Here is a 12,540-nt window from a genome sequence, read left to right as displayed (position 1 = left end):
GGAGGGGTTGGCCGGCGATCTTCACCGGTACGGAAACCTTGTCCGAGCGAACCGTGGACGTGCATGCCAGGGACGGGGCAGCCGGCGTGGCACTCGTCGTCGCTCTCCAGCCCGGCGCCCGGTGGCTGCTACGGACCGCCCCGATCACCGTCGACGTCCACGGCTGTACGGACCACGCCGGGAGGGACGATCACCCCCATCCCCCTGGGGAAGAGGGAAGCGGTCGGCCTGTCGGCTCAGACCTTCTGCCTCCGGCCAAAGTGCGTCAACACCGAACATCGCGGAAAGTGGAAGCCAGGAAGGGAACGTTCCATGAGCTGTTGGTGTGGACGCGGCCCCCGGCACCACCCTGTCCATCCATACCCGCCGCCCCATGGCTACTGTCCGGCACTTCATCCTTACGTACCGCCGCTGGAGCCTCGCGCCCGCGCCGTAGCTGCGGAGGGAACCAGGGACTGTCTACGGCAGCTCCAGGACGAGCTTGCCAGGCATCGGCGGGACGTGGATGAGCTGAGGCGCCGGTCCAGCGAGCCGGAGCAGTGACCACTGATCGTGGTGGCGGCGTGCCGCGTCGCCCGGAGAGGACCACTACCGCGGCGACCAATCCGTACAGCACCTCAAGAAAGCAGGCCCTCTCATGGCAGCCACGCCCGTCATGCAACTGCCAGTCATCAGCGAATGCGTGGCCGAGAGCTGCGCCTACAACCACGACCACACCTGCCACGCCGTGGCAATCACCGTGGGAGACGTCAGCAACCCCGTCAGCAACCCCGTCTGCGACACGTTCATGGACGCAGACATAGAGGGTGGAGAGCCGTCCGTCACCGGCCGGGTCGGCGCATGCAAGATGGCTGACTGCCGGCACAACACCGGGCTGGAGTGCCATGCCCCGTCCATCACCGTCGGTTACGAGCGGGAGCAAGTCGACTGCCTCACCTACGCGCGGGCCTGAGCGACGGGCGCAGCCATCGCGAACTGCTGGGGTCGCTGCACCTCAGTGAGTACAGCGCCCCCGGCAGCCGTCCCGGTCCGGCAGCGCCCGTCGGAAACCAGGAAGCGACCCGTCCGATCAGCACGGGCCGATTCCTGCAAAGCTACGGATCAGCAGACTTCCGACATCCACGGCTGTCATCCAACCCGACATCACCAGATCACCTCAACGGCGTTGAATTCAGGTGGACTTGAGTGCCCGAGCGCACATGTCCGGCAACCACCAAGGCTCCAGAACGCCCAAAGGGCCGAACCTTTGAAGAGGTGGGCGGGAAGCGGTGGGCTGTCCGTCGTCAGTCCGCGCCGGTCCATGCCTCCGGGCGGGGCGCGAGCACCGCAGAGACGACCGCGCCGGACGAGGCCACCACCTCAGCCACGAATCGCAGGCGTCCGATGCCGAGTCGTCGCAGCCCCGGGCCGTGGTCGGCGGCGACGGCGAGGGAGACCGCGAGCAGCAGGAGTCGCCACAGGGCCATCACCGGGCGGCGCGTCGCTCGGGGCAGCTCCGCCATGGAGGCGTGCAGCCGCTCGCAGTGGAACGGGACGTGGCGCTGCTCGTCGGACAGGATCCGCCCCGCCACCTCCGAAGTGAGCGAGTCGTCGGTGCCGTCGCGCAGGGCCCGGTAATAACGCAGCGCCACCACTTCCGCGATCATCAGCACCAGCAGTTCCAGGCGCAGGCCCATGAGACGCCGCAGCCGTACGAAGACCGTGTCGCTCCAGTGCCCGGTCAACGTCGGTATGTGCCCCGCAGCCAGCAACCGGGCAAGCAGACGGGCGTGGTTCTGTTCCTCGGCGACGAAGAGCCGGACTGCCCGCGCGTAGTCGCCGTCGCCGGCCTCGTCCGCTTTGCCGATGAGGTTGGCGCCGTCACCGTCCTCGCCGACCTGGAAGCGCTGGATGCCGGCCCACACCGCCGGATGCAGCGTCGCGCCTTGCCCCCAGTCCGGGTCTCCCTGGACGCGCCTGCGCTCGCGCTCGTCCTCGAACCGCCTTGTCCATGTGGCGAAGCCGCCCGTGTGCACCCGGTCTCCCCTCCCCGGGGCGCGACCACCGTGCCCCGAAGAGGGACGACGACGGCGGACACCGAACCGTTCCACCGCTGCCCGGCACCGCGCACTTCACCGCTTCACCCGCGCACCGTACGAGATGCCGACAGCCTCTGATTTCGGTCCTCGACACTTCGTACCGGCGACAAGGACGTCCAGCGCCTCATGAAGCGAGCAGCGGGTGATCCGCGGTGTCTTGGCACGGCGTCGGCCGGCCCCCGGGCGGGGGGCCGGCCGACGCCGTGTGCTTCTAGCGGACGTCGATGTAGTCCTCCCGTCCGTAGTCCGCGTAGTGGGTGCTCGGGGTGTCGACATAGCGGATCTGCCAGGTGCCGTCCTGCTTCGCGGTGAACTTCTTGCTGAAGGTGCCGTTGGACAGGGTCTTCGCGGTGCCCATCTTCTTCCAGGTGGCGCCCTTGGTGGAGGCCTTGAAGTAGATGCGGACCGTCTGCTTGGGGAACGACTTCCAGGAGGAGCCGGACTTCTGGATCAGGCTGCCCTTGGCCGTGAGCGTCTTGCCCTTGCGTACGCCCTCGGGCGTCATGTCGTCGTTGACGAGCTCGGTGGACTTGCGGCCGAGCTTGAAGGACGTGCTGGTCAGGCCTGCGCCCGTGTGGCGCAGGCGCCAGTGGCTGCCGGCCGAGCCCTTCTTGGCCGGGGACTTGGTGAAGGTGGAGCCGTACTTCGCGGTGAAGGTGTCCACACTCGACCAGGTCTTGCCGTTCGTGGAGTGCTCGACGGCGATGACGGCCGACGTGCCCGCGGGGTACGAGCCCTTCGAGACGCCCAGCTTGCCGGTGAAGGTGACCTTCCGATACTTGTCCACACCGGCCTTCACCGAGGTGAACTCGCTCGTCATCGGAGGCTTGGCGACCTCGAAGAAGTGCGTCGGCTGTGTGCTGAACCAGCCCGACGCCCTGGGCGCGACCTTCACCGTTTCGCGATGCCTGACGGTGTGCCCCGTCGAGAAGGTCCCGTCCTTCCGGGTCACCAGGGTCTTCTGGTGGTCGATCACGACGTCGTGGCCGGACAGCGGCTTCTCCGTACCGTCGTCGGCGATCCGGATGAGCTTGCCCTTCACGGGAACGTCGCTCCCGTACGGGGCGTTGACGGTGCCGAGGGGCGTGTCCATCCTCAGCTTCAATTCCTGCTTGCGGAAGGGCAGGACGAGCTGCTCTTTCGCCGTCCCGAAGCGGAACTCGATCTCGGTGTCGGTGTTGCGCTCGGAGAAGCTCAGGGACTCGGTGAAGCGCCCCGCCTCGTCCGTCCGCAGACCGCTCCCCATGCTCCCTATGCGGTCGCGGTAGGAGAGCATGGCCCCCGCGAACGGCTTGACCTCGCGCGTATTCGGGTCCTCGGCCACGAGGGTGCCGGACACCTTGACGAGAGGGCTGTCGTACGAGATCCACTGCCGGTCGCCGGTGACCTTCAGGCGGGGGGCGAGTCCGTAGTCGAGGTCGCCCTTGTCCCGGTTGACGAACTCGTCCGGCTGCCCTTCCCTGACCACGACGTCCATGGTGTAGACGCCCAGCTCGGGGAGTGTGACCGGCTCGCTCAGGAACTTATCGTCCCAGCAGTCGCTCTCAGGGGCGCACCGGTCGGCGATCCGGACGGTGTCGAGGACCCGGTCGCTTCCCTTCTTCCGGATACGGATGCTGACGTCCTCGGGACGCACGTTGAAGTCGTAGGACTCGTAGACGGCGTGTATTCTTCCGTCCTTCTCCTTCGACGTGACCTGCGACTTGAGGCTGACATAGGCCGCCTGCGCGGCCGGCGCGGTGATCAGCGTGGAGGCGAAGACCGCGAGGGCCGTCGTGCCCACCGCTGCCGTGATCTTTTTCAATGGTTCCCCACCAGGTCTGTCTGTTCTCGTCGATCCACCGGATCTCTGCTTTCTCCGCCGGATCAATGGTTGTATGTGCGGGTTTCGTGGGGGGAGGGTGGTACAAGCCCTCTGCCCGCGGTTTCTTCGCTGGCGGAGGGCTCCTGTTCGGCCGCCCGGTATCAGTGGGGGAAGGGGCCGCCGAGCGTCTTGTACGTCAGCTTGAGGGACTTCACCGTGAACGACTTCGAACCGGTGCCGGTGATGCCGGACTTGGAGCCCTTCAGCAGGTGGACCAGGCCCCAGCGGGTGTTGTCGAGCTGGTCGTTCGTGTCGACGACCAGGTCGGCACGGCCGTCGCGGGTGTAGTCGGTGAGCTTGAGGCTCTGGCCGAAGTAGTCGTCCTTCTCGACGGCTCCCCCGACACCGGACGTGTTCTGGTGGTACGCCTTGGCCCCGGTGCCGGACAGGCCGCCCTTGCGGCCGAGCAGGACCGTGACCATGCCGCCATCGCGCTTGCCCTCCAGGTCCTCCCCGGGGGCGCCGACGGCGAGGTCCGCGTAGCCGTCGCCGTTGACGTCGCCGGCGGTGACGGCGGCACCGAAGTAGTCCTCCTTCTCCGAGGAGCCCGGCACGCCCGCCGTGTTCTGCGTGAACTTCACCGGCTTGCGGGCGGTGTTCGGACCGGAGGAGCCGCCGTAGTGGACCGTGACGTAGCCCTTCTCACCGTCCGGCTGCTCGTAGCCGCGCCCGATGGCGAGGTCGCCGTAGCCGTCCTTGTCGAAGTCGCCGATGGCGGTGATGGAGCCGCCGCCCACCTGGTGGCCGCCGTCGTCCGGTACGCGGGTCTCACTCGCGCGCCGGGCGAAGTCGGTGCCGCCGCGGTGGAAGTAGGCCCGCAGGTCCACGTCGTCGTCACCGCCCTGGAGATCGCTGCCGAGGATGTACAGGTCGGTGGCACCGTCGGCGGTGACCCGGCCCGCCGCCAACTGGGACGCGCTCAGGTAGCCGTAGCTCTTGCCGAGGGACTGCCAGCCGCTCTTCCCGCCCTTACGGGTGAAAGGGCCCTTGAGCAGGACCGCGCCGGCCCGGCTGCTGCTGATCGCGACGAGGTCCTGGTCGCCGTCACCGTCGAAGTCGCCCGCGACGACGTCCAGGCCGAACTGGTCGCCCGAGTACGCGTTCTCCGGCGCGATGGGCGAGTGGAAGACGGTGCCGGAGCCGAGCCCCTTCGATCCGCCCCAGACGACGGTCAGGCCTCCGCGCGTCTGGATCTCGCCGATCTTCTCGCCCGGTGAGGCGACGACCAGGTCCGCGTAGCCGTCGCGGTCGAGGTCGGCGCTGGTCGCGGCCCACCCCCAGTCGTCCCCCTCCTCCACCGCACCCGGTATCCCGGGCGAGTTCTGGTGGATGGTCTGGACGCGTGTGCCGGGGCCGGTCGACGTGCCATAGACGACGGTGACCCGGCCGTCCTTGCCGTGCGTCCCGCCGAGCATGACGAAGTCGCGGTAGCCGTCGCCGTTGAAGTCGTCGGCAAGCTTGGCGGGGGCCGCGACCGCCGTCGGGGCGGCGAGGAGGGAGGTGCAGAGCGCCGCCGCGAGTGCCGTGGCGGTGGCGAGGACGGTGCGTGAGGCGCGCATGGTTCTCCGTTGTCCGTGAAGGGCCCGAAGGGCCCGACGTGCCCGTGGGGCGCTTGAACTGCGATCTTGGACTCGCGCGGACGTCCAATGGTTGTACGCAACACGGACGCGGACATGGACATGGATGCGGATGCGGCCGCCTTCGGCTCACGGCTCGTCGGCCGGCCGCGGGAACCGGGGCTTCGTTACGTCTGCTGCCAGGGGTTCTCGTGGGGCGCTGTTGGCTCGTGTGTGCAACGGGCCGCCTGCCCCCCACTCCCCGACCTCGGAGCGAACGTGAAAGCACTGGTCGTCAACTGCACTCTCAAGGCGTCCCCCGAGCCCTCCCCTACCGAGGCGCTGGCCGCCGTGGTCGCCGAGCGGCTGTCCGAGCACGAGGTCGAAGTGGACTTCGTACGAGCCGTCGACCTCCATCTCGTCCCCGGTGTGGTCACCGACGGGGGCGACGGCGACGAGTGGCCCCGGGCCCACGCGAAGCTCCTGGAATCGGAGATCCTGATCATCGCGTCGCCGACGTGGCTGGGCCGGCCGTCCTCAGTGGCGCAGCGCGTTCTCGAGCGTATGAACGCGATGATGTCCGAGACGGACGACGAGAACCGCCCCGTCGCCTACAACCGCGTGGCGGGGGTGGTGGGTCACCGGGAACGAGGACGGCGCCCACCACGTGATCAGTGAGATCTCCGGGGGCCTCGCGGACATCGGTTACACGATTCCCGGTCAGGCGTGGACGTACTGGCACCTGGGACCCGGTCCGGGACCCGACTACCTGGACAAGCAACGGGGCCGCGAGTGGGCGCACGACACCGGGCGCGCCATGGCCGACAACCTCTTCGGCGTCGCACGGGCACTGACCGCGCACCCGTTGTCGGCCCCGGCTGAGGTTCTCTCTCAGCCACAGGTAAGAGCGTGGCCCGCCGAGCGTGTGACGTCTCCTCCCGGCGGGCCTCTCACATCGCGCGTCAGTGGTCGGTCGCACGTCAGTGGTCGAGCGCGTTCTTCAGCTGCTTCTTGGTCATCGAGGAGCGGCCGTGGATGTTGCGCTTCTTGGCCTCCTCGTACAGCTGGTCCTTGGTCGGGCCTTCCGCACCGCTGTGCGAGCGCTGCCCGCCGCGCTGGGAGGCCGACTTCGGGTCCCGCAGGGAGGCCTTGCCGGCGGTCTTGGACTCGCCCGACCTGACGCGCTCCTTGTTGACCGTCCGGGCCGCGATCTCCTTGGCCCGCTTCGACGACTCGCCACGGTCCTCGGCGCTCCCCTTGATGTGTTCGTACTGACGTTCACGCTTGGAGCTGGATCCGGCCGGCATGGTGGTTCTCCCTCTCTCACGGTCTCGTCCGGACTCTTGTCCGGGCTCTCGTCCGGACTGCGGTCGGGTGGCGAGCCCTTCCAGCCAGTGGCGGGGCCGTCGGGATCGACGGGTTCCCCGGGAATCCGCCCAAACACCCGGCCGTCGTGCCTCCCGCCCCGCTACTCGGCGGTGTCAGTCCTGCACGAGTTGATCGGCCAGGCGGTGCGCCTGGGTCAGCAGCGTCCCGTAGGTCGCCAGCGCGGCCGGGTCGTCGAGCACGGCTCCCGGCAGCCGTCGGCGGAACTCGTCCAGGGTCCGGTGGAGTTCCTCGACCGCCTCGCGCAGCTGCTCCGCGGCGGAGTCGTCACTGCCGCTCGGGCCGAACCGGGTCCGGCCGTACAACCGGATGGCGCGCGCCGTATGGCGCAGGAACTCCGCGTAGGCACGGGTGAGCTCCGGGGCCGGCCGGTCCGCCTCCTCGCTGTCCGCCGTCTCCCACACGGTCCTGGTCACGCCCGCGATGTGCACGGCGACGTAGTCGAGCACCTCCACCGCGTCGGCGTACTTCTCCCCGGGCAGGGAGAGAGCCCGCTTGCGCCGCCCGAGCGGGTTGACGCGCATGCTTTCCCGACCCCAGCCGATCGCCGACCGCGCCTGGTCGACCAGACGGCCCAGACGCAGCGCCCGCACATGCCAGTCCCCGGCCGCATGGGCGTCCCACTCGCCGGTGGCCAGCCCGTCGGCCACCGCGCCCAGGAGTTCGTGCGCCTCACGGGCCGTGTCCTCCAGCGCGGCGCGGGCGTCCCGCAGGTACACCGGAGGCCGGATCAGCACGTTGACCGTCACTCCGACCGCCGCGCCGAAGACCGCCTCCAGGACGCGGGCGGCCGCCCCGGCGACGGTGACCTCGCCACCGGTCAGCACGAAAAGCGCGCCGGTGGCGGCGTAGACACCCTGGCTCCCCAGGCGCTGCCACTGTCCGAGGAGCAGCACCGCCGGAAGCACCAAAGCCATCGCGGCCATCGTGCTGTCCAGCAACAACGCCACCGCCGTCGCCAGCGCCGTGCCCACCGCGATCGCCGCGAGCTGCTGCAGCCCGTGCGCGACCGACCGGTACACCGTCGACTCCACCAGCACCACCGCGACCCACGGCGCCACGAACGCCATCGGCGCCTCGAGCCACCAGCCCATCACCGCCCACGCCACCCAGGCGGCCAGCGCTCCCTTGCCCGCCTGCACCGCCAGATCCCGCTCACGGCCCGGCCCCTCCCAGGCCCGCCGCACCGCCGTGACGGCCGTTCCGGCCCAGCGCCGGGCAGCCCGGTTCGCCCTGTGCATCCACTCCATGGGACAGCAAGTGCCACACCAGGGACGAGACGCACCTGCGGTTCCCGGAATCGAAGCCGGCCGATGCCGCCCGGCCCACGACGCCACCGGCGCGGAAGGCCGAGAGCACCGGAGGGGACATCGGAGAGGACACCGGAGCCGGATCCGAAAGGATTGACATGTCTCGCTTCCACGCATGAGCGACGGCGGGCCGGATACCCGCAGGGAATGGCGCGGACAGTGGGATGGCACGGAAAGCACGGCGGGCAGACCTCTGCCGAGAGCCGCGGGGACAAGGGCGGCCGGGCCGAGGACCGTCAGGCCGGAGCCCTCCAGGCCGGGACGGGACAAGCCGGGACAGGACAAGCCGGGACAGGACGAGTCGGGACAGAGCGAGCCGAGACGGGGCGGGACCCCGACGCCGGGCCCGACGAACAGGTGGAGGAGCGGGCGCCTGACAGCCCCACCGAGCTGCCCAAACGCTCCTGGAAAGCGGTCCTGAAAGGCACCCTGAAGGAGTTCCAGAGGGACGAGCTGACCGACCGGGCCGCGGCGCTGACCTACTACTCGATCCTGGCGCTGTTCCCCGCGCTGTTGGCGCTGGTGTCGCTGCTGGGGGTCGTCGGGCAGTCGGCCACGCAGTCGGTCCTGGACAGCATCCAGAAGCTCGCGCCGGGCCCGGCCCAGGACGTCCTGCGCACCGCGGTGCAGCAGATGCAGGGCCAGAGCGGGATCGGCTCGCTCGTGGCGATCGTGGGTCTGGTGCTGGCGGTGTGGTCGGCCTCGGGCTACGTCGCCGCGTTCATCCGCAGCGCCAACGCGGTCTACGACGTCCCCGAGGGCCGTCCGGTGTGGAAGGTGCTGCCGGTGCGGGTCGGCGTGACCGTGCTGCTGATGGTGATGGCGGTGATCAGTTCGCTGATCGTGGTCTTCACCGGCGGCCTGGCCCGGCAGGCCGGCGATGCGCTCGGGATCGGTGACGAGGCGCTGACCGTGTGGTCGATCGCGAAGTGGCCGGTGCTGGTTCTCCTGGTCACGGTGATGATCGCGGTCCTGTACTGGGCCACCCCGAACGCGAAGGTCCGCGGCTTCCGCTGGATCACGCTGGGCAGCTTCCTGGCCTTGGTGATCTGGATGATCGCCTCGGCGGGGTTCGCGCTGTACGTGGCGAACTTCGGCTCCTACAACAAGACCTACGGAACCTTCGCCGGTGTGATCATCTTCCTGGTGTGGCTGTGGATCACCAACCTGGCCATCCTGCTCGGCCTGGAGTTCGACGCGGAACTGGCCCGCCAGCGCGCCGTCGCCGGGGGCCATCCGCCCCACGAGGAGCCCTACGTGGAGCCGCGCGACACCCAGAAGTGGGACGAGGAGGACCGCCGCCGCCTCGATTCCTGACGGCCCGCCCTCGCCGAAGGGGGGCACCGCACCACCGTCGAGCCCACGGCGGCGGTGCCCCACCGACCCCGTCCGTGACGACGCCTCCGGCGAGACCGCTCCCCACGTCTCAACTCCAGCAAGAAGATCTTCGACCGCGGCCGACCCACCGGAATCACCGGACGGGCAGGCCCCGGGCGGCCGCAGACCACGCTTCTGCGGCCGCCCTCGCCATACCGGTCTCCGCATACCCTGAGCCGCGTCACATTCGTGACATGCCATGCCGTGTCACGCCACGGACAGAACGGGACCGGAGGGGCCGTGGCCAAGAGGCGTTACGTCGCGCGGGGTGCGCCCGCACCCGGCAGGCCCTCGCCGGCGTCGTCGGCGCCAACCGGGTCGTGGACCCCGGACCCGGCACCGGCAGCGAGGACGTGGGCATCCTGGCCGACAGCCCGCACGCCCCCTGCGCCTACTGGCTCCTCGGCGGAGCCGACCCGCGGGCCTTCGGCGACGCCCAGGACTTCGAGACCCTCGCACGCGTCGTCCGCGGCCTGCCCTCGAACCACTCCCCCCGTACACCCCCGTCGTCGAGCCCACGCTGAGCACGGGCGTCCGCGCCCTCGTGACCGCGGCCCGCACCTGGATGCCGGCCCCCTGACCACCGGATGCGGGCGCGGGCCGCGGCCGGCGGACGGTCCGGAAAGACACTCGCCGCGTCAGAGGTGACGACCGCTCCGAGCCCCCACCACGCCACGCTCACGGGTGCATGCGGGCTCCCTTGAGTACCTTGTCGACCGCGTTCCTCGGACCGTGGACGGCCAGGCCGACCAGGTCCAGGTCCGCCGTCGGCACCGCCCGTACCGCCGCGCGGTTGGCGTCGTCGTGGCCCGTGGCGAACAGGTCGCCGGTGAACAGCGCACGGGGCAGGGCGCGGGACAGCGCGCGCGTGTGGGCCGCCGTCAGGGTTTCCTTGGTGCCCTCGAAGACCAGCACCGGCTGGCGGAACATCGGCAGATAGGCCACGCCGTCCGCGTCCTCGTAGGGCTCGCCGATCAGTTCGGGGACCTGGCTGCCCAGGCCGCTGACCAGGAACGCGGTGACGTTGAGGCGCTGCCAGGTTTCCAGGTCCTCGCGCAGCAGGACGGCGATCTTCGTGTCGAAGCGAGTGCTCATGCCCTGAGACTGCCGATCGGCGTACGTCCCCGTCTTGTACGTTGTTTGCATGGCCGCAGCGCGCGCGGATCGCCCCGAGCGGATCGTTTCCGCCTGGCGGCCCCGGGTTCCGGGTGTCGTCGAGGTGTTCCACGCCCGCTTCACCGAGTACGCCTATCCGATGCACGTCCACGACGCCTGGACGCTGCTCATCGTCGACGACGGCGCCGTGCGGTACGACCTGGACCGGCACGAGCACGGCACCCCGCACGACACCGTCTCCCTGCTGCCGCCGCACGTTCCGCACAACGGCGCCCCCGCCACCTCGGACGGCTTCCGCAAGCGGGTGCTGTACCTCGACGGGACGCACCTCGGGGACGAGTTGATCGGGGCCGCCGTCGACCGCCCCGACCTGCGTGACCCGCTGCTGCGGCGGCGTGTCGGGCAGGTGCACGCGGCGCTCGTGGGGCCCGGTGACGAGTTCGAGGCGGAGAGCAGGCTGACGCTCGTCGGGGAGCGGCTGCGCACCCATCTGCGGTCCCGGGCCGGCGCACCGGAGCCCCTGCGGAATCCCGTCCTCGCGCGGCGGCTGCGGGAGTTGCTCGACGAGCGGGTCGTGGAAGGGCTCGGCCTGGCGGAGGCCGCGGGGCTGCTGGCCGCGCATCCCGCCCATCTCGTACGGGCGTTCAGCGGCGCCTACGGCATCGCCCCGCACCAGTACCTGATGTCCCGCCGGGTGGGGCGGGCCCGTCGGCTGCTGCTCGACGGCCGGGCGCCGAGCGAGGTCGCGGTGGCCACCGGTTTCTACGACCAGGCCCATCTCACGCGGCACTTCCGGAAACTGGTCGGCGTCACACCGGGCCGTTACCGCGCGGAGGGCCGGTGACCCCTGCGAAAGCGGGTCACCGGCCCCGGAACCGGTGCACCGTCCCCGAACGGCCGGACGGCGGCTGTCGTGTGCCGCCGTCGCGTCACTTCACGTCGACGTAGTCGCCCGCCGCCGTCGCCCCGCCCGTCGTGGACGTCTCGCCGAACGTCCAGCGCCAGTAGCCGTCGGTGGTGGCCTTCACCGTGGTCTTCAGTGCGCCCGTGGAGTTCGCCCGCACGGTCTTGACCGTCGTGTAGGTGCCGGTGCCCGCCTTGCGGAACTGCAGCTTGGCCAGCTTGTCGCCGTAGCCGGTGTACGCGTGCTTCACCCAGTCGGCGCGCGTCAGCTTGCCCGTCACCGTGAGCGTCTTGTTCTTGGCGACCGGCTCGGGCGAGGCGTTGACCGTGGCCCGCGCGGCGCGCTTGACCTGGACCGTGCCGAAACCGGTCAGGTTCTCCTCGGCCTTGAGCTTGGTCTCGGAGGCCCAGAGACGGACCCAGACAGCGATCTTCCAGGTGGTGGCGTCGTTGTGGGAGTCCAGGGTCCAGCGGGGGTCGATGTAGAGGTCGCCGTCGACGTCCGCCGCGCGGGGGGTGTCGTCGTAGTAGGCGACGGAGCCCGTGTAGATGCCGCCCCTGTCCAGGCCCTTGGCGGCCGTGGTGTCGTGGTACAGGTACGGGAACGCGGTGATGTCGCGGGACGAGTGGCCCGAGGGCCAGGTCATGCGGAAGCTGACGCTGGGGTACTTCTCCTCGGAGATGCCCACGACGATGGGCTTGCCCTTGTTCACGACCATGTTCGTCACCGTGACGCCGGTGTCCGCCGCCTGGGCGGGCGGTGCGGTGAACGCCACGAGGGCGAGTGCGCCCGTGAGCGCGGCCGTCAGGGTGGATCTGCCTGTGCGCATGCACGTCCTCTTCATGCACGGGACCCCTGAGACCGGGGTCCGAATCGCGGCAGAATAACAGCACGCTCTCGCGCGTGCGCTCGGAACCTGTCTCTGCTCCGGACCTGTCCCTGCTCCGGC

The 12,540-nt window shown here is 70.0% G+C and carries 11 protein-coding genes and 1 pseudogene; 5 read left to right on the top strand and 7 right to left on the bottom strand.

Annotated elements, in window-relative coordinates:
• Positions 1-637: 637 nt before the first annotated feature.
• Positions 638-952 carry a DUF1540 domain-containing protein gene (locus tag AOK11_RS16550; RefSeq protein ID WP_206188860.1) on the top strand — a complete coding sequence of 105 codons (315 nt, stop codon included), beginning with the start codon at positions 638-640 and terminating at the stop codon, positions 950-952.
• 331 nt (positions 953-1,283) lie between these two features.
• Here the strand turns inward: AOK11_RS16550 and AOK11_RS16545 are convergent, their stop codons facing one another.
• From AOK11_RS16545 to AOK11_RS16535, 3 genes are all read right to left on the bottom strand, one after another.
• Entirely contained in the window at positions 1,284-2,015 is a 732-nt protein-coding gene (locus AOK11_RS16545) for a ferritin-like domain-containing protein (protein ID WP_055594490.1), read from the bottom strand.
• Positions 2,016-2,289: 274 nt separating this feature from the next.
• The gene (locus AOK11_RS16540) at positions 2,290-3,861 is read right to left on the bottom strand and encodes a hypothetical protein (RefSeq protein WP_055594489.1); all 1,572 of its coding nucleotides are present in this window, start codon (positions 3,859-3,861) and stop codon (positions 2,290-2,292) included.
• Positions 3,862-4,043: 182 nt separating this feature from the next.
• Positions 4,044-5,501: an FG-GAP-like repeat-containing protein gene (locus AOK11_RS16535; RefSeq protein ID WP_055594488.1), complete on the bottom strand. Its 1,458-nt coding sequence runs from the start codon at positions 5,499-5,501 to the stop codon at positions 4,044-4,046.
• 276 nt (positions 5,502-5,777) lie between these two features.
• Here AOK11_RS16535 and AOK11_RS16530 point away from each other — a divergent pair.
• Positions 5,778-6,375, top strand: a pseudogene (locus AOK11_RS16530) (flavodoxin family protein); the annotation flags it as partial.
• A 103-nt stretch (positions 6,376-6,478) separates the two neighbouring features.
• On the opposite strand, the gene AOK11_RS16525 reads toward AOK11_RS16530, so the two are convergent.
• Entirely contained in the window at positions 6,479-6,805 is a 327-nt protein-coding gene (locus AOK11_RS16525; protein WP_055594487.1) for a hypothetical protein, read from the bottom strand.
• A gap of 174 nt (positions 6,806-6,979) precedes the next feature.
• Positions 6,980-8,134, bottom strand: a complete 1,155-nt coding sequence (locus tag AOK11_RS16520) for an aromatic acid exporter family protein (RefSeq protein ID WP_055594486.1) — start codon at positions 8,132-8,134, stop codon at positions 6,980-6,982.
• Positions 8,135-8,341: 207 nt separating this feature from the next.
• Between AOK11_RS16520 and AOK11_RS16515 the strand changes: the two genes are divergently transcribed.
• Both AOK11_RS16515 and AOK11_RS42875 read left to right on the top strand, forming a co-directional pair.
• On the top strand, positions 8,342-9,511 hold the full coding sequence (locus AOK11_RS16515) for a YihY/virulence factor BrkB family protein (protein ID WP_079034891.1): 1,170 nt from the start codon (positions 8,342-8,344) through the stop codon (positions 9,509-9,511).
• A gap of 254 nt (positions 9,512-9,765) precedes the next feature.
• On the top strand, positions 9,766-10,095 hold the full coding sequence (locus AOK11_RS42875; RefSeq protein WP_157869377.1) for a hypothetical protein: 330 nt from the start codon (positions 9,766-9,768) through the stop codon (positions 10,093-10,095).
• A gap of 154 nt (positions 10,096-10,249) precedes the next feature.
• Here the strand turns inward: AOK11_RS42875 and AOK11_RS16505 are convergent, their stop codons facing one another.
• A complete protein-coding gene (locus AOK11_RS16505; protein ID WP_079034890.1) occupies positions 10,250-10,717 on the bottom strand; it encodes a DUF2000 domain-containing protein in 468 nt (155 codons plus the stop codon).
• Between AOK11_RS16505 and AOK11_RS16500 the strand changes: the two genes are divergently transcribed.
• Positions 10,716-11,531 carry an AraC family transcriptional regulator gene (locus AOK11_RS16500; RefSeq protein ID WP_055594482.1) on the top strand — a complete coding sequence of 272 codons (816 nt, stop codon included), beginning with the start codon at positions 10,716-10,718 and terminating at the stop codon, positions 11,529-11,531. The two genes, AOK11_RS16505 and AOK11_RS16500, sit on opposite strands and share 2 nt — an antisense overlap.
• A gap of 85 nt (positions 11,532-11,616) precedes the next feature.
• On the opposite strand, the gene AOK11_RS16495 is transcribed toward AOK11_RS16500, so the two are convergent.
• Positions 11,617-12,420, bottom strand: a complete 804-nt coding sequence (locus AOK11_RS16495) for a hypothetical protein (protein WP_055594481.1) — start codon at positions 12,418-12,420, stop codon at positions 11,617-11,619.
• Between the last annotated feature and the right edge of the window lie 120 nt (positions 12,421-12,540).

The organism is Streptomyces hirsutus, from assembly GCF_001418415.1.
GTDB classification, from domain to species: domain Bacteria; phylum Actinomycetota; class Actinomycetes; order Streptomycetales; family Streptomycetaceae; genus Streptomyces; species Streptomyces hirsutus.
Note: the sequence above shows the minus strand (reverse complement) of the source record. Positions and strands in the feature narration are given on the sequence as shown.

Coding starts and splice junctions, on each gene's coding strand:
- AOK11_RS16525 (WP_055594487.1), bottom strand. CDS start 6,805: ATGCCGGCCGGATCCAGCTCCAAGCGTGAACGTCAGTACGAACACATC.
- AOK11_RS16505 (WP_079034890.1), bottom strand. CDS start 10,717: ATGCAAACAACGTACAAGACGGGGACGTACGCCGATCGGCAGTCTCAG.
- AOK11_RS16500 (WP_055594482.1), top strand. CDS start 10,716: ATGGCCGCAGCGCGCGCGGATCGCCCCGAGCGGATCGTTTCCGCCTGG.
- AOK11_RS42875 (WP_157869377.1), top strand. CDS start 9,766: ATGCCATGCCGTGTCACGCCACGGACAGAACGGGACCGGAGGGGCCGT.
- AOK11_RS16515 (WP_079034891.1), top strand. CDS start 8,342: ATGGCGCGGACAGTGGGATGGCACGGAAAGCACGGCGGGCAGACCTCT.
- AOK11_RS16535 (WP_055594488.1), bottom strand. CDS start 5,501: ATGCGCGCCTCACGCACCGTCCTCGCCACCGCCACGGCACTCGCGGCG.
- AOK11_RS16550 (WP_206188860.1), top strand. CDS start 638: ATGGCAGCCACGCCCGTCATGCAACTGCCAGTCATCAGCGAATGCGTG.
- AOK11_RS16520 (WP_055594486.1), bottom strand. CDS start 8,134: ATGGAGTGGATGCACAGGGCGAACCGGGCTGCCCGGCGCTGGGCCGGA.
- AOK11_RS16495 (WP_055594481.1), bottom strand. CDS start 12,420: ATGCGCACAGGCAGATCCACCCTGACGGCCGCGCTCACGGGCGCACTC.